16 protein-coding genes and 1 rRNA gene are annotated in these 14885 nt (G+C 58.5%); 8 read left to right on the top strand and 9 right to left on the bottom strand.

The genetic code is table 11. From position 1 onward, the window contains the following. The first annotated feature begins 7 nt into the window (after positions 1 to 7). From trpD to ACTD9P_RS10005, 3 genes are all read left to right on the top strand, one after another. Positions 8 to 1057 (top strand): anthranilate phosphoribosyltransferase, encoded by a 1050-nt coding sequence (gene trpD, locus ACTD9P_RS09995; RefSeq protein WP_106575502.1) that lies wholly within the window; start codon positions 8 to 10, stop codon positions 1055 to 1057. Continuing rightward, positions 1054 to 1890 (top strand): indole-3-glycerol phosphate synthase TrpC, encoded by an 837-nt coding sequence (gene trpC / locus ACTD9P_RS10000; protein WP_438867599.1) that lies wholly within the window; start codon positions 1054 to 1056, stop codon positions 1888 to 1890. Before trpD ends, trpC begins: the two co-directional genes overlap by 4 nt. Positions 1891 to 1965: 75 nt before the next feature. Next, complete coding sequence (locus ACTD9P_RS10005) at positions 1966 to 2661, top strand: lipoate--protein ligase family protein (RefSeq protein ID WP_438867600.1); 696 nt, start codon at positions 1966 to 1968, stop codon at positions 2659 to 2661. On the opposite strand, the gene crp is transcribed toward ACTD9P_RS10005, so the two are convergent. Next, entirely contained in the window at positions 2658 to 3302 is a 645-nt protein-coding gene (crp, locus tag ACTD9P_RS10010; RefSeq protein ID WP_200430305.1) for a cAMP-activated global transcriptional regulator CRP, read from the bottom strand. The two genes, ACTD9P_RS10005 and crp, sit on opposite strands and share 4 nt — an antisense overlap. 247 nt (positions 3303 to 3549) lie before the next feature. On the opposite strand from crp, the gene ACTD9P_RS10015 reads away from it, so the two are divergent. Beyond that, positions 3550 to 3972, top strand: a complete 423-nt coding sequence (locus ACTD9P_RS10015) for an OsmC family protein (RefSeq protein ID WP_017138086.1) — start codon at positions 3550 to 3552, stop codon at positions 3970 to 3972. Positions 3973 to 4031: 59 nt separating this feature from the next. Here the strand turns inward: ACTD9P_RS10015 and coq7 are convergent, their stop codons facing one another. From coq7 to hemJ, 6 genes are all read right to left on the bottom strand, one after another. Continuing rightward, on the bottom strand, positions 4032 to 4679 hold the full coding sequence (coq7, locus tag ACTD9P_RS10020) for a 2-polyprenyl-3-methyl-6-methoxy-1,4-benzoquinone monooxygenase (protein ID WP_017138087.1): 648 nt from the start codon (positions 4677 to 4679) through the stop codon (positions 4032 to 4034). A 137-nt stretch (positions 4680 to 4816) separates the two neighbouring features. Next, positions 4817 to 5155 carry a histidine triad nucleotide-binding protein gene (locus ACTD9P_RS10025; RefSeq protein WP_003210943.1) on the bottom strand — a complete coding sequence of 113 codons (339 nt, stop codon included), beginning with the start codon at positions 5153 to 5155 and terminating at the stop codon, positions 4817 to 4819. Between the two features lie 46 nt (positions 5156 to 5201). Then, a complete protein-coding gene (locus ACTD9P_RS10030; protein WP_438867601.1) occupies positions 5202 to 5990 on the bottom strand; it encodes an SDR family NAD(P)-dependent oxidoreductase in 789 nt (262 codons plus the stop codon). 64 nt (positions 5991 to 6054) lie between these two features. Beyond that, a complete protein-coding gene (locus tag ACTD9P_RS10035; protein WP_438867602.1) occupies positions 6055 to 7020 on the bottom strand; it encodes a DUF805 domain-containing protein in 966 nt (321 codons plus the stop codon). Positions 7021 to 7091: 71 nt separating this feature from the next. Next, the gene (locus ACTD9P_RS10040; protein ID WP_438867603.1) at positions 7092 to 8054 is read right to left on the bottom strand and encodes an NAD(P)H-dependent flavin oxidoreductase; all 963 of its coding nucleotides are present in this window, start codon (positions 8052 to 8054) and stop codon (positions 7092 to 7094) included. Positions 8055 to 8078: 24 nt separating this feature from the next. Next, on the bottom strand, positions 8079 to 8507 hold the full coding sequence (hemJ, locus tag ACTD9P_RS10045; protein WP_200430300.1) for a protoporphyrinogen oxidase HemJ: 429 nt from the start codon (positions 8505 to 8507) through the stop codon (positions 8079 to 8081). A 136-nt stretch (positions 8508 to 8643) separates the two neighbouring features. On the opposite strand from hemJ, the gene argC reads away from it, so the two are divergent. Both argC and erpA read left to right on the top strand, forming a co-directional pair. Further along, the gene (gene argC / locus ACTD9P_RS10050) at positions 8644 to 9678 is read left to right on the top strand and encodes an N-acetyl-gamma-glutamyl-phosphate reductase (RefSeq protein WP_017138092.1); all 1035 of its coding nucleotides are present in this window, start codon (positions 8644 to 8646) and stop codon (positions 9676 to 9678) included. Between the two features lie 153 nt (positions 9679 to 9831). Further along, on the top strand, positions 9832 to 10182 hold the full coding sequence (erpA, locus tag ACTD9P_RS10055) for an iron-sulfur cluster insertion protein ErpA (protein WP_003176443.1): 351 nt from the start codon (positions 9832 to 9834) through the stop codon (positions 10180 to 10182). Between the two features lie 77 nt (positions 10183 to 10259). Here erpA and ACTD9P_RS10060 read toward each other — a convergent pair whose 3' ends face one another. Together ACTD9P_RS10060 and ACTD9P_RS10065 are read right to left on the bottom strand one after the other, a co-directional pair. Continuing rightward, the gene (locus ACTD9P_RS10060; protein ID WP_438867604.1) at positions 10260 to 11351 is read right to left on the bottom strand and encodes an anhydro-N-acetylmuramic acid kinase; all 1092 of its coding nucleotides are present in this window, start codon (positions 11349 to 11351) and stop codon (positions 10260 to 10262) included. Between the two features lie 3 nt (positions 11352 to 11354). After that, positions 11355 to 12767, bottom strand: coding sequence for a peptidoglycan DD-metalloendopeptidase family protein (locus ACTD9P_RS10065; protein WP_438867605.1), 1413 nt, complete (start codon positions 12765 to 12767; stop codon positions 11355 to 11357). A 209-nt stretch (positions 12768 to 12976) separates the two neighbouring features. Between ACTD9P_RS10065 and tyrS the strand changes: the two genes are divergently transcribed. After that, a complete protein-coding gene (tyrS, locus tag ACTD9P_RS10070; RefSeq protein ID WP_438867606.1) occupies positions 12977 to 14176 on the top strand; it encodes a tyrosine--tRNA ligase in 1200 nt (399 codons plus the stop codon). A gap of 496 nt (positions 14177 to 14672) precedes the next feature. After that, positions 14673 to 14885, top strand: a 16S ribosomal RNA gene (locus ACTD9P_RS10075); the annotation flags it as partial.

Below are 14885 nucleotides of genomic sequence, written 5' to 3' on the forward strand. Positions count from 1 at the left end.
ACTTTCCATGGATATCAAGACTGCCCTGAGCCGTATCGTCGGCCATCTGGACCTGAGCACCGCTGAAATGAGCGATGTGATGCGCGAGATCATGACCGGCCAATGCACCGACGCACAGATCGGCGCGTTCATGATGGCGATGCGCATGAAGAGCGAAAGCATCGACGAAATCGTTGGCGCCGTGTCAGTGATGCGTGAGCTGGCCGACAAGGTTGAGCTCAAGACCCTCGATGGTGTGGTCGATGTGGTCGGCACCGGCGGCGACGGTGCGAATATTTTCAACGTGTCGACGGCTTCCTCCTTTGTGGTGGCGGCTGCCGGTTGCACGGTGGCCAAACACGGTAACCGTGCGGTGTCGGGCAAAAGCGGCAGCGCCGACTTGCTGGAGGCGGCCGGGATTTATCTGAACCTGACGCCGGTGCAAGTGGCGCGCTGCATCGACAGCGTGGGCATTGGTTTCATGTTTGCCCAGTCCCACCATGGCGCCATGAAGCACGCTGCCGGCCCACGCAAGGACCTTGGCCTGCGCACCCTGTTTAACATGCTCGGCCCGCTTACGAATCCGGCCGGCGTTAAACATCAGGTGGTCGGTGTGTTCAGCCAGGCGCTGTGCCGGCCGTTGGCCGAAGTGTTGCAACGTCTTGGCAGCAAGCACGTGCTGGTGGTGCATTCCAAAGATGGCCTGGATGAATTCAGCCTGGCGGCACCGACCTTCGTGGCGGAGCTGAAGAATGACCAGGTCACTGAATATTGGGTCGAGCCCGAAGACCTCGGCATGAAAAGCCAAAGCTTGCATGGTTTGTCGGTGGAAAGCCCGGCGGCCTCGCTGGAGTTGATCCGTGATGCCTTGGGGCGCCGCAAGACGGAAAACGGCCAGAAAGCCGCAGAAATGATTGTTCTGAATGCTGGCGCGGCACTTTACGCGGCGGACCACGCCTATAGTCTTAAGGAAGGTGTCGCCTTGGCCCACGATGCGCTGCACACCGGTCTGGCTCGCGAAAAGCTCGAAGAGCTGGGAGCCTTTACCGCTGTGTTCAAAATGGAGAATGAAGGATGAGTGTCCCGACCGTTCTGGAAAAAATCCTCGCGCGCAAGGCTGAAGAAGTCGCCGAGCGCCGCGCCCGTGTGAGCCTGGCTGAACTTGAGGCCCAGGCGAAAATTGCCGACGCGCCGCGCGGCTTTGCCAATGCGCTGATCAAGCAGGCTAAGGAAAAGCAGCCTGCCGTCATTGCCGAGATCAAAAAAGCTTCGCCCAGCAAGGGCGTGATTCGCGAAGTTTTCATTCCTGAAGACATTGCCAAGAGCTATGAGAAGGGCGGCGCAACCTGCTTGTCGGTATTGACCGATATCGACTTCTTCCAGGGTTCCGACCTGTTCCTGCAACAAGCCCGCGCCGCGTGCAAGTTGCCGGTGATCCGCAAGGACTTCATGGTTGACCCGTACCAGATCGTCGAGGCCCGTGCCTTGGGCGCCGATTGCGTGTTGTTGATCGTCTCCGCGCTGGATGACGTGAAGATGGCCGAGCTGGCGGCCGTGGCCAAAAGCGTCGGCCTGGACGTACTGGTCGAAGTACACGACGGCGATGAGCTGGAGCGTGCGTTGAAAACCCTCGATACACCGTTGGTGGGGGTTAACAACCGTAATCTGCACACCTTTGAAGTCAGCCTGGAAAATACCCTGGACCTGTTGCCGCGTATTCCGCGCGACCGCCTGGTGATTACCGAGAGCGGCATCGTCAACCGCGCCGACGTGGAACTGATGGAAATCAGCGGTGTGTACTCGTTCCTGGTGGGCGAGACGTTCATGCGCGCCGAGAACCCAGGGGCGGAATTGCAGCGCCTGTTCTTCCCGGAGCGTGGCGTGGCGGTGAGCGGTTCCACCCTCGACTGATTTGAAACACGGTCAAAAATGTGGGAGCCAGCTCCCACATTTTGTTTTGTGTCTGTTCAGAGAAATAGGTGTTCGATGATTGAGCCGGTGTCGATGACAGTTGAAGCAGGGCTTGCCGCCGAGCAAGACTTGCTGGCGGCCATTTGCGCCGGTGAACAGGAATTCGGGCTACTGTTCTGGCAGCCAAATGACCAGGCTTTGGTGATGCCGCGCCGTTTGAGCCGCTTGCCGGCTTTTGACGCTGCCAGCCAGGTTTCGGCTGCTGCCGGTTGGCCGGTGTTGCTGCGCGAAACCGGCGGAGAGCCGGTGCCGCAGTCGGCTGCCACGGTCAATATCGCACTGGTTTACGCGCCGCCACGCAGCGAAGGTGATCAAGGGCGCATCGAAACCGGTTATCAGCGTTTGTGCCAACCGATCTGCGACTTGCTGATTGAGTTGGGTGGTGACGCTTCTGTTGGTGAAATTGAAGGTGCCTTCTGCGACGGTCGCTACAACGTCAACCTCAACGGCCGCAAGATGGTCGGCACTGCCCAGCGCTGGCGGCAAAGCGCTGGCCGCCCGGTGGGCTTGGTGCACGGCGCGTTGTTGCTGGATAACGACCGCGATGAGTTGATTGCGGCGGTCAATCGTTTCAACGAGGCTTGCGGGATCGATCAGCGGGTGCGGGCCGACAGCCATATCGCGTTGCACGAAGCTTTCCCCGCACCGGATGCGATCACCCGGTTGGACGCGTTGTACCGGCAGATGCTGGCCGGTTTCCTGCCAGGTTAACGCGTACCGAACACCACCATTGTCTTGCCTTTGACGTTTACCAGGTTGCGCTCTTCCAGGTCTTTGAGTACACGACCGACCATTTCCCGTGAACACCCCACAATACGTCCGATCTCCTGGCGCGTGACCTTGATCTGCATGCCGTCGGGGTGAGTCATGGCGTCGGGCTGTTTGCACAGCTCCAGCAAGCAGCGAGCCACGCGGCCGGTGACATCAAAGAAAGCCAGGTCGCCCACTTTGCGTGTGGTGTCGCGCAGGCGCTGGGCAATCTGTCCGCTCAAGGCGTAGAGGATGTCGGGATCGTGCTGGGCCAGTTCGCGAAACTTCGTATAGCTGATCTCGGCGACTTCGCACTCGACCTTTGCCCGCACCCAGGCACTGCGCTCCTGCTCTTTGCCGGCTTGTTCAAACAGCCCCAGCTCGCCGAAGAAATCGCCGGTATTGAGGTACGCGATGATCATCTCGCGGCCGTCTTCGTCTTCGATCAGGATGGTGACCGAACCCTTGATAATGAAGAACAGCGTCTCGGAGCGTTCGCCTGCGCAAATGATGTTGTGCTTGGCCGGGTAGCGCCGGCGCTGGCAGTGCATCAACAATTTGTCGAGGTTCTTGATCTTGGGTGTGGGAGCAAGAGCAACCATGGTTGTATCCCGAAAAGACTGCACGGTGTGGTTGGAATTATTTTTATCCAACGGTAACGGCATTGATACACGCAGTACAAAGGGTGGCAATGCGCCATTGAATTGGCGCCAGCTTAACAGACACATTCTGCCTCGATTAGGGAATTTAGCGGGCAAACGTCGTCATTGATCGTTTTCATGCCGGGCGCTGCGGTTTCAAGACCCTGTGCTAAGCTGGCGACCCTTTTTTAGCAGTGGAGTCTGGGCGATGAAGGCACGCATCCAATGGGCGGGCGAGGCCATGTTCCTCGGTGAGTCGGGCAGTGGCCATGTCGTAGTTATGGATGGCCCGCCGGACGCCGGTGGCCGTAACCTGGGAGTACGCCCGATGGAAATGCTCCTGCTCGGTGTTGGCGGTTGCAGCAATTTCGACGTGGTCAGCATCCTGAAGAAGTCCCGCCAGGCCGTCGAAAGCTGCGAAGCTTTCCTGGAAGCGGAGCGCGCCACTGAAGACCCCAAGGTGTTTACCAAGATCCACATGCACTTCGTGGTCAAAGGCCGGGCGCTGAAGGAAGCTCAGGTTAAACGTGCTATCGAGCTGTCGGCCGAGAAGTACTGCTCGGCATCGATCATGCTTGGCGCAGCCGGTGTGGCCATCACCCATGACTACGAGATTATCGAGCTGGGTTGATTGCGAGTCGGCAATAAAAAAGGGCGCCGTTGAGGGCGCCCTTTTTTGTGCGGCATTGTTTAAATTCGGTAGGTGCTTTTGGTCATGACCTTGGCCAGTACGCTCATGCCAAACCGCACGGGTGCCGGGAAGCGGAAGCCGCCTGCATCCAGTGCGCTTTCTGCGTGGTGTTCTTCATCAATGCGCATCTGTTCAAGAATCGCCCGCGACTTTTCGTCTTCGGCCGGCAGTTGTTCCAGGTGTTCATCCAGGTGTTTGCACACTTGATGCTCGGTTGCGGCAACAAAACCGAGGCTGACCTTGTCGCTGATCAGGCCAGCGGCGGCGCCGATACCGAAAGACAAGCCGTAAAACAGTGGGTTGAGCACGCTGGGATGGCTACCGAGCTGGCGAATGCGCTGCTCGCACCAGGCCAGGTGGTCGATTTCTTCTTCGGCCGCATGTTCCATCGCTGCGCGTACTTGCGGCAGCTTGGCGGTCAGCGCCTGGCCTTGGTACAGCGCCTGGGCACAGACTTCACCGGTGTGGTTGATGCGCATCAGGCCGGCGACGTGGCGGGTGTCGGTCTCGCTCATCTGCGCATCGGGCTGCACGATGGCGGGCGAAGGCCGGTACGGCTGGCCGCTGAAGGGCAGCAGTGTGCGCATGGCCATGTCGGCTTGCAGCAACAGACGGTCAATCGGCGAGTAGTGACGTTGGGTAGTCATGCTGACCTCCGGGAAGAATCTCGGCGGCCAGTTTACCGCAAGAGAGGGCGATGCGTTTGCGCTGTGTCAATTTGCCCCTGTGGCGAGGGAGCTTGCTCCCGCCCGACGGCGTAGCCGTCGCAAACTCTGCGCAACAATCAGCCTGGCGGCCAGTTCATCTGGCGCTGACCCAGCACGTGCATATGGATGTGATAAACAGTCTGCCCACCATCCTCGTTGCAGTTCATCACCACGCGAAAGCCCTTCTCGCAGCCTTGCTCTACCGCCAGCCGTTGAGCGGTGAACAGAATATGGCCAGCGAGGGCTTTGTCTTCTTCGGTGAGGTCGTTGAGGGTGCGGATCGGCTTTTTCGGAATGACCAGAAAATGCACGGGTGCCATTGGGGCAATATCATGGAAGGCGAGGACTTGGTCATCTTCATAGATGATCTTCGCAGGTATTTCTCTGTTGATGATCTTGGTGAACAGAGTATCCACAGCTGTTTCTCCATTATGAAAGTGCAGAACGAGTGTACCGAGGCCGTCAGCGCGGGCAATAGGCCTTGTTGATGGCTCCGGCAATCTTGCGGGTCAGCCAGCGCGGGCTCAAGCGCGGGCTAAAGGCCAGCCAGCGGTTGCGTCGCCCGGGAATAATGATGGCTTTGTTCTTTTCCAGCGCGCGCACGGTGTAGAGCGCCACTTCTTCCGGGCTCATCAGTTGGGCGCTGCGGTCGAGCTTGGCGGTGTCCATTTGCGCGGTGCCGAAAAACGCCGTGCGCGTGGGGCCGGGGCACAGCACCGAGACCTTGATACCGCAGGTCTTCAACTCTTCGCGCAGGCCTTCGGAGAAGTGCAGCACATACGCCTTGCTGGCGTAATAGCTGCTCATCCAGGGGCCGGGCTGGAAGGCTGCGACCGAGGCTACGTTAAGAATCTTCCCGCCGCCATGCAGCGCCATGGCGTTGCCGAGGGCGTGGCACATGCGGGTGAGGGCCAGGATGTTGACTTCGATCAGGTCTTGCTCGGTCATCCAGTCCTGGGCGAGGAACGGCCCGCTGGTGCCCATGCCGGCGCAGTTGATCAGCAAGTCGATCTGCCGCTCGCCTTCTTCAAGTTCCAGCAGGAACCCGGACAAACGCAGTGGCTCGCCCAGGTCGCAGGCACGAAACAGCACCTCGACGCCGAAGCGCTGAGTCAATTCAATTGCAATGCTTTCCAACTGATCACGCTGGCGGGCCACCAGAATCAAGCTGCGGCCGCGACGGGCCAGTGCTTCGGCCAAAGCCAGGCCGATGCCGCTGGAGGCGCCGGTGATCAGAGCGTAACGGGTCATGCCTTTCTCCATCGCAACGCCGCCGAGCCTGTGACAGAGGCATCACAGGCGGCGGGGCGTTTCTTCACTGTTCTGGAGAGTCTACAGGTTCGGCTGCGTCCTCAGCACTTTGCACGCCGTCTTCTTCATCTACGGTGACGCTTTGATCGGTGGCGTCATCGGCAGTAATGGAGCTGCTTTCGTAGCTGCTGTCCATATTGGCTTCGAGTTGATTCAGGTAGCCGTTCATGCCCAGCGTCACCACGATGGCGAGCATCACCGGAATAAACGCCAGCCATAGGGTCGCCAGCACCTTGACTGCCGTGGAGTTGCGCGGCGGCGGCGGGCCATATTGGTTGGCGCCTGCGTTGCCCGGCAGTACCAGCAGCAGGATCGGGAAGACGCTGTTGACCAATGGCACAAGGTTGAGAAAGTACAGCCAGCCGGACCAGCCCAGGTCATGCAGGCGTTGCACACCGATTTGCACACTCACCCACACCAGTGCAACAAACAATGCCAAGCCCAGTAGTACCCCGAGGATGGTGCCGGCAGTCGGCGAGGCGGTTGCCACGGCGAAGCTCGCGGTACTGATGATGCCACCGGCCACCAACAGCGCGAGGGTCAATACCAGCGTCCAGGCCAGATAACGCAAGCGGCCGATGCGCCCGTGGATGGTGAACACTTTAAGGGTTGAGTATTGCTCGGTGTACTCACCCACGGCAGCACGCGGTGGTGCATAGGGCGAAGCCGCAGGGCGCGATAAGTCAGCGGTGCTGGCGTCGGTCTCGTGGGTTTCGGCCAGGTTGAAGGTTACCGGCTGCTCGGGTTCGATACGGGCATCGACGCCAGCGTTTTTCAGCGCAGTGAGGTAGGTTTCGGCATCCGCGCGGGAAAGGTCACGCTTGAGGGCGACCGGGCGGCCGGTAAAAAGCTTTTCGATGGCTGCCACATCGCTTTTGAATAGCTCGGCGAGGTTCAGCTTGGCGGTGGTGCTTTCGACACCCGGAAGCAGGGCTCCGTCAAACACAATCTTGAAACGGCTGTCGCTCATGCGGGCATCCTTGTCACTTGTTCAGGGAAGGGTTTGCAGGCCTGCGCCAATGGGCAGGCCCGATATTCAGTTCAACGGGGCCAGCGCAGTTGCGCGGCCTGCTCGCGTGCCTTGCGGTATTCGGCATCCAGGCGGGCAATCAGTTCATCGACGCTGGGCAAATCATCAATCTGGCCAACACCTTGGCCGGCTGACCATACGGTTTTCCAGGCCTTGGCCTCATCGCTCAACGGCTTGAGCTTGGAACCGAAGTTGACTTCGCCTTTGCCCTGCAGGGCGGCGAGGTCGAAACCGGCGCTTTCCAGGCTCTGGCGCATGAAGCTTGCGGGTACGCCGGACACCGCAGGAGTGTGCACGATGTCGGCGGCGCGCGATGTGAGCAGCATCTCTTTATAGGCGTCCGGGGCGTGGCTTTCGGTGGTGCCGATAAAGCGCGTGCCGAAATACGCCAGGTCTGCGCCCAGCAGTTGCGCGGCGAGTATCTCATGCCCATGGTTGAGGCAGCCGGCCAGCAGCAGGGTTTTATCAAAGAACTGGCGAATTTCGGCGATCAACGCGAACGGGCTCCAGGTGCCGGCGTGGCCGCCGGCGCCCGCTGCCACGGCGATCAGGCCATCAACACCGGCTTCTGCGGCTTTCTCGGCATGCCGGCGGGTGGTGACGTCGTGAAAAACCAGGCCACCGTAGCTGTGAACCGCATCCACCAGCTCCTTGACCGCGCCCAGGCTGGTGATGACGATCGGCACCTTGTGCTCGACGCAGATCGCCAAGTCTGCCTCAAGCCTTGGGTTGCTGTTATGCACGATCAGGTTAACGGCATAGGGCGCGGGGTTGTCCAACTGTGCCAGGCCCGCTTCGATTTCCTCCAGCCAGGCCTTGAAACCGCTGCTTTCGCGCTGGTTGAGTGCCGGGAAACTCCCGACCACGCCATTGCGACAGCACGCCAGGACCAGTTGCGGGTTGGAAATCAGGAACATCGGCGCAGCCACCACGGGCAGGCGCAGACTTTGTTCGAGCGAAGCGGGCAGTGACATTGGAGGTTCCCCGAGTAATTGAAATTAGAACGGTTTGACCACGACCAAAATTACGATAGCCAGCAATATCAGAACCGGCACTTCATTGAACCAGCGATAAAAGACATGGCTGCGGGTGTTTTCGCCACGGGCGAAGCGTTTTACCTGGGCGCCGCACATATGGTGGTAGCCGATCAGCAGTACTACCAAGGTAAGTTTGGCGTGGATCCAGGCACCGGATTGAAAGATGGCCGGGTTGAGGTAGATCAGCCAGCCGCCGAATATCAGGGTGGCGATCATCGCTGGCCCCATAATGCCGCGATACAGTTTGCGCTCCATGAGGCTGAAGCGTTCTTTGCTGACGGTGTCCTCACTTTGTGCGTGGTAGACGAACAGGCGTGGCAGGTAAAACAGCCCGGCAAACCAGCAGACGATACTGACGATATGGAAGGCTTTGATCCATAGATAGAGCATTTCTAGTTATTCCCAGGTTCACGGTAACTGAAGATAGTAGTGGCTCATGTGCCTGTACGTCACGTTGACGGTTGTCGCAGGACGATGCGGCCCCTATTATCGACGGCTTTCCAGTGGGTTCGTTGAGGGCAGGTTTATGGTCAAGGTCGGTATCGTCGGCGGCACGGGTTACACCGGTGTCGAATTGCTGCGTCTGTTGGCTCAGCATCCGCAAGCTGAGGTGGTGGTCATCACTTCCCGATCCGAGGCCGGGCTGGCCGTGGCCGATATGTACCCGAACCTGCGAGGCCACTATGACGGCCTGGCGTTCAGCGTGCCGGACATCAAGACCCTGGGCGCATGCGATGTGGTGTTCTTCGCCACGCCTCACGGGGTGGCGCATGCACTGGCCGGCGAACTGCTGGCGGCGGGTACCAAGGTTATCGATCTGTCGGCCGACTTCCGTTTGCAGGACGCCGATGAGTGGGCCAAGTGGTACGGCCAGCCACACGGCGCGCCTGAGTTACTGGAAGAGGCGGTGTACGGTCTGCCGGAAGTCAATCGTGAGCAAATCAAGCAAGCGCGCCTGATTGCCGTGCCGGGTTGCTATCCGACCGCGACGCAGCTGGGTTTTCTGCCATTGCTGGAAGCCGGCCTGGCCGATACTTCGCGTTTGATCGCCGACTGCAAGTCAGGTGTGAGCGGCGCCGGCCGTGGTGCAGCTGTAGGTTCGCTGTACTCCGAAACGTCGGAAAGCATGAAGGCCTACGCGGTCAAAGGGCATCGTCACCTGCCGGAGATTCGCCAAGGGTTGCGTCGTGCCGCCGGTAAAGACGTAGGCCTGACCTTCGTACCGCACCTGACGCCGATGATTCGTGGCATTCACTCCACGCTCTATGCAACCGTTGTTGATCGTTCGGTAGACCTGCAGGCGTTGTTTGAAAAGCGTTATGCCAATGAACCGTTCGTCGACGTGATGCCGGCTGGCAGCCACCCGGAAACCCGTAGCGTGCGCGGTGCCAACGTATGCCGCATTGCGGTGCACCGCCCACAGGATGGCGATCTGGTGGTGGTGTTGTCGGTGATCGATAACCTGGTCAAGGGCGCGTCGGGCCAGGCGGTGCAGAACCTGAATATCCTGTTTGGTCTGGATGAGAAGCTGGGCCTGTCCCACGCGGGCATGCTGCCTTAAAAGCAGCTGCTAGCTTCAAGTTGTCAGTGGCAAGCTTGAAACTTAAGGCTTGAAGCTTGCCACTGCTCCCATAATAGTTGACCGCTTTTCTAGGAGAAGCGGATAATGCCCGCCATTACGCATATGGCGGCGCTACGCCGGGAGATTATCAGCATGAGCGTTGAATCCTTCACCCCCACGGCTTTGCAATTCACCCACGGTGCTGCGCACAAGGTGAAGAGCCTGGTCGATGAAGAGGGTAATGATCGCTTGAAGCTGCGCGTATTCGTTACGGGCGGCGGTTGTTCAGGGTTTCAGTACGGTTTTACCTTCGATGAAGATGTGGCCGACGATGACACCATCGTCGAGCGCGAGGGCGTCAGCCTGGTCGTGGACCCGATGAGCTTCCAATACCTGGCAGGTGCCGAGGTGGATTACCAGGAAGGTCTGGAAGGCTCGCGTTTCGTGATCAAGAATCCGAATGCCACCACGACCTGTGGTTGCGGGTCTTCGTTCTCGATCTGATCAGCAGTCTGATCTTCAGCAAATAAAAAACGCCGCTTGGCTTTGATAGGCCAAGCGGCGTTTTGCTGTCTGCAGGTTCAGGCCGGGTAGATTGCGCCTAATACCCGAAGCCCGCGTGCGCCAGTGACACTTGGGCGGTTGGCGGCAATGCCCTCCAGGCAGCAATGGGCCAGCCAGGCGAAGGCCATGGCTTCAACCCAGTCGGGGTCCACGCCGTAAGTGGCGGTGCTGCTGACCTGAGTGGACGGCAACAGCGCCGCAAGGCGGTTCATCAGCGTGGTGTTATGCGCGCCGCCACCACAGACCAGCAGGGTTTCGGTGTCAGTTTGTGCCGCATGCAGGGACTCGACGATGGTCAGTGCGGTCAGTTCAAGCAGGGTTGCTTGCACATCCTCTGGCTGGAACGCTGGCAATCTGCCGAGGTGGTGTTGCAGCCATCCCAGGTTGAAGACTTCACGCCCGGTGCTTTTCGGGCCTTTGGTCAGGAAGAATGGGTCACTGAGCAGAGCGTTGAGTAGTGCAGGCTCGACCTGGCCGCCGGCCGCCCATTGGCCATCGCGATCAAAGTGCTCGCCACGCTGATTGTGGATCCACGCATCCAGCAGCACGTTGCCCGGGCCGCAATCGAAGCCGGCTACGGGCTTGTCGGTCTCGATCAGGCTGAGGTTGCTGAAGCCGCCGACATTCAATACGGCGCGGTTGCCGGTACGCTCCCCGAATAAGGCTTCGTGAAAGGCAGGCACCAAGGGCGCGCCTTGACCGCATGCGGCCACATCGCGGCTGCGGAAATCACTGACGACGGTAATGCCCGTCAGCTCGGTGAGCAGGGCAGGGTTGCCGATTTGTACGGTAAAGCCTCGAGCAGGTTCATGGCGGATCGTCTGGCCGTGGCTGCCGATCGCGCGTATGTCCTGAGGCTTGAGGTTCTGTTGTTCCAGTAAGGCATGGATGCCTTTGGCCGCCAGTGTCACCCAGTGTTGCTGGGCGATAGCTGAACGGGCGATCTCATCCGGGCCGCTGGCGCAGAGGCTCAGCAGCTGGGTACGCAGATCGTCCGGCATGGGGATGTAGTGCGTGGCGATCAAGTTGATTGCCGGGTTCTGTTCGATCAGGGCGATGTCCAAGCCATCGAGGCTGGTCCCGGACATCACACCTATATAGAGCGGCATACCTTAGCGCTTCGCCGAGGCCAGCAGGGTGGAGCGCTCCTGGTCCATGCGTGCCATCAATGGCTGGCTCTGTTGCAGGAAGCGTGCGCGTTCGGCTTTGGCGATCGGGTCGGCCATTGGCAGCTTTTGGCCCAGTGGGTCGACGTGGACGCCGTTCACCTGGAACTCATAGTGCAAATGCGGGCCGGTGGACAGGCCGGTGGTACCGATATAGCCGATGACCTGGCCCTGTTTCACGTTGCTGCCGGTCGACACGCCTTTGGCGAACCCTTGCATGTGGCCATAAAGGGTGCGGTAGGTATTGCCGTGCTGGATGATCACGGTATTGCCGTAGCCACCGCGACGTCCGGCCAGCAGCACCTTGCCGTCACCGGCAGCTTTGATGGGCGTGCCGCGGGGGGCGGCATAGTCAACGCCTTTGTGGGCGCGGATCTTGTTGAGGATCGGGTGCTTGCGGCCCATGGAGAAGCGCGAACTGATGCGGGCAAAGTCCACCGGCGTACGGATGAAGGCTTTGCGCATGCTGTTGCCATCGGCGGTGTAGTAGCTGGAGTTGCCTTGTTTGTTGGTGTAACGCACTGCGGTATAGGTCTTGCCACGGTTGGTAAACCGCGCAGAGAGAATCGCGCCGGTGCCGACGACTTTGCCGTTGGCGACTTTCTGCTCGTAGATCACGTCAAATTCGTCACCCTGACGGATGTCCTGGGCGAAGTCGATGTCGTAGCCAAACACGCTGGCCATGTCCATGGTCATGCTGTGGGACAAGCCGGCGCGGGCGGCCGACTGTGACAGCGAGCTGTTGATGACGCCATGCACGTAGGCGGAGCGCGTTACCGGTTTGGTGGTGATGCGGTTGAACGCAAAGCCTTTGGCGCCTTTGGTCAGGGCAATGCTTTCGAGGTCGCTGACAGTGCTGTGCAGGCTTTTCAACTGGCCGTCGGCAGCCAATTCGAACTCAAGCTTCTGGCCGTGTTTGAGCTGGGTGAATTGCTTGGCTTGTTTATCGCTGGCCAACACCTCATTAACCGTAGAGGCAGGTAGACCGACTTTTTCAAACAGTGTTGAAAGGGTGTCGCCTTTGGCGACGGTCACTTCGCGGTGCAGCGGATTTTTTGGAGTGGCTGGCGCAGGCGACTCTTGAGTGGCCGCCTGGGTGTCTTCCGGGCTGCTTTCTATCTGTGCAAATGGAGATTCTGCCGGTGCGTTTGTGGCTTGTTGCGCGTCGGAAGCGTCTTGATCTTGTGTCAGTTGTTCAACAGGACTTTCCAGGTCAAGGCTCAGGGATGTTCGTTTGGCTTCTACGTCACTGGAAGGGAATACCAGGAGTGCCAGGCTGAGAAGGGCGGCGATACCACTTGCGGCGAGCAGGTGGGTCTTCGGGTAAAGCGGCGGCGCTTTAGACGGTTCTGTGGTCATAAGTAATTTTGACTTTGAAGATGAAATGGAAAAGATGAATGACATGATGAAGATGAAATAACTGTATAAAATATAACCAAATCATCTGTGGCGCAAGCTCGCGAACGCTGGGCTTGCTGAACGGTGTCCGTGCGCGGGACAAAACTTGTAATTAGTCCCTGATCTTGTATGGTTGGTTCCCTTTTGAATCTGAGCCTTGCGGGTCTGTTATGAAGTCGGTTGAAGAGCAGCTAGCGCTGATAAAACGTGGTGCGGAAGAACTGTTGGTCGAGGCCGAGCTGATCGAAAAGCTCAAGCGTGGCCAACCCCTGCGTATTAAGGCTGGCTTCGATCCGACCGCGCCGGATCTGCACCTGGGTCATACCGTGCTTATTAATAAGCTGCGCCAGTTCCAGGAGCTGGGGCATCAAGTCATCTTCCTTATAGGTGACTTCACCGGGATGATCGGTGATCCGAGCGGCAAAAGCGCAACGCGTCCGCCGCTGACCCGTGAGCAGGTTCTCGATAATGCCGAGACCTACAAGACTCAAGTGTTCAAGATTCTTGATCCGGCCAAGACCGAGGTGGCGTTCAACTCCACCTGGATGGATCAGATGGGGCCGGCCGACTTCATTCGCCTGACTTCCCAATACACCGTGGCACGCATGCTTGAGCGTGATGACTTCGATAAGCGTTATTCCACCAATCAGCCGATCGCGATTCACGAGTTCCTCTACCCGCTGGTGCAGGGCTATGACTCGGTGGCATTGCGCGCGGACGTTGAGCTGGGCGGCACTGACCAGAAGTTCAACCTGCTGATGGGGCGCGAGCTGCAGCGTGCGTATGGGCAGGAGGCTCAGTGCATTCTGACCATGCCGTTGCTGGAAGGCTTGGATGGCGTCAAGAAGATGTCCAAGTCCCTGGGTAATTATGTGGGCATCCAGGAAGCGCCGGGTGTGATGTACGGCAAGCTTGTGTCGATTCCTGATGCGCTGATGTGGCGTTATTTCGAGCTGTTGAGCTTCCGCTCGATGGATGAGATCAATGCGTTGCGCGCTGAAGTCGAGGCGGGTGCGAACCCTCGTGACGTGAAGATCAAGTTGGCGGAAGAGATCGTCGCGCGCTTCCATGGTGAAGAGGCTGCGGCCAGTGCTCACCGCGCGGCTGGTAACCGCATGAAGGATGGCGAGCTGCCGGATGATCTGCCAGAGATCGAATTGACTGCGTCTGAAGCGATGCCGATTGCCGCTGTACTTAATAAGGCGGGCCTGGTTAAGAACTCCGCGGTTGCGCGCGACCTGCTGGGTTCCGGTGGCGTGCGTATAGATGGTGAGGTTGTTGATCGCACCTTTATCTACGAGCTGGGCGCTACCCACGTGTGTCAGGCTGGGAAGAAGGCATTTGCGCGTATTACGCTCAAAGCCGAATAAAACTGAAATGAGGTGTTGACGGCGTTTTATATCTGTCTATAATTCGCCCCACTTCCGGCGCAGTCGAAACGGAAAACTCCTTGGTAAACAATGAGTTATGAAGTTTTCGGCAGCAGGTTGCTTCAGTTCATCGAAGCCAAAAGGGAGTTGAAAAAGAGGTGTTGACAGCGGCGTGTAACGCTGTAGAATTCGCCTCCCGCTGACGAGAGATCGTAAGCGCAAGTGGTTGAAGTTGTTGAAGAATTCTTCGAAAACTTCTGAAAATAATCACTTGACAGCAAATGAGGCTGCTGTAGAATGCGCGCCTCGGTTGAGACGAAAGATCTTAACCAACCGCTCTTTAACAACTGAATCAAGCAATTCGTGTGGGTGCTTGTGGAGTCAGACTGATAGTCAACAAGATTATCAGCATCACAAGTTACTCCGCGAGAAATCAAAGATGTAGCCAACGATTGCTGAGCCAAGTTTAGGGTTTCTTAAAAACCCAAAGATGTTTGAACTGAAGAGTTTGATCATGGCTCAGATTGAACGCTGGCGGCAGGCCTAACACATGCAAGTCGAGCGGTAGAGAGGAGCTTGCTCCTCTTGAGAGCGGCGGACGGGTGAGTAATGCCTAGGAATCTGCCTGGTAGTGGGGGATAACGTTCGGAAACGGACGCTAATACCGCATACGTCCTACGGGAGAAAGCAGGGGACCTTCGGGCCTTGC

It is taken from the genome of Pseudomonas onubensis, from assembly GCF_965653655.1.
Taxonomy (GTDB): Bacteria; Pseudomonadota; Gammaproteobacteria; order Pseudomonadales; family Pseudomonadaceae; genus Aquipseudomonas.

Bases quoted from the DNA above. Each gene is read 5' to 3' on its own strand.
- trpD (WP_106575502.1), top strand. From the start codon at position 8: ATGGATATCAAGACTGCCCTGAGCCGTATCGTCGGCCATCTGGACCTG.
- tyrS (WP_438867606.1), top strand. From the start codon at position 12,977: ATGAAGTCGGTTGAAGAGCAGCTAGCGCTGATAAAACGTGGTGCGGAA.
- ACTD9P_RS10005 (WP_438867600.1), top strand. From the start codon at position 1,966: ATGATTGAGCCGGTGTCGATGACAGTTGAAGCAGGGCTTGCCGCCGAG.
- ACTD9P_RS10030 (WP_438867601.1), bottom strand. From the start codon at position 5,990: ATGACCCGTTACGCTCTGATCACCGGCGCCTCCAGCGGCATCGGCCTG.
- hemJ (WP_200430300.1), bottom strand. From the start codon at position 8,507: ATGCTCTATCTATGGATCAAAGCCTTCCATATCGTCAGTATCGTCTGC.
- coq7 (WP_017138087.1), bottom strand. From the start codon at position 4,679: ATGACTACCCAACGTCACTACTCGCCGATTGACCGTCTGTTGCTGCAA.
- ACTD9P_RS10035 (WP_438867602.1), bottom strand. From the start codon at position 7,020: ATGAGCGACAGCCGTTTCAAGATTGTGTTTGACGGAGCCCTGCTTCCG.
- ACTD9P_RS10040 (WP_438867603.1), bottom strand. From the start codon at position 8,054: ATGTCACTGCCCGCTTCGCTCGAACAAAGTCTGCGCCTGCCCGTGGTG.
- argC (WP_017138092.1), top strand. From the start codon at position 8,644: ATGGTCAAGGTCGGTATCGTCGGCGGCACGGGTTACACCGGTGTCGAA.
- ACTD9P_RS10065 (WP_438867605.1), bottom strand. From the start codon at position 12,767: ATGACCACAGAACCGTCTAAAGCGCCGCCGCTTTACCCGAAGACCCAC.
- trpC (WP_438867599.1), top strand. From the start codon at position 1,054: ATGAGTGTCCCGACCGTTCTGGAAAAAATCCTCGCGCGCAAGGCTGAA.
- erpA (WP_003176443.1), top strand. From the start codon at position 9,832: ATGAGCGTTGAATCCTTCACCCCCACGGCTTTGCAATTCACCCACGGT.
- ACTD9P_RS10060 (WP_438867604.1), bottom strand. From the start codon at position 11,351: ATGCCGCTCTATATAGGTGTGATGTCCGGGACCAGCCTCGATGGCTTG.
- crp (WP_200430305.1), bottom strand. From the start codon at position 3,302: ATGGTTGCTCTTGCTCCCACACCCAAGATCAAGAACCTCGACAAATTG.
- ACTD9P_RS10015 (WP_017138086.1), top strand. From the start codon at position 3,550: ATGAAGGCACGCATCCAATGGGCGGGCGAGGCCATGTTCCTCGGTGAG.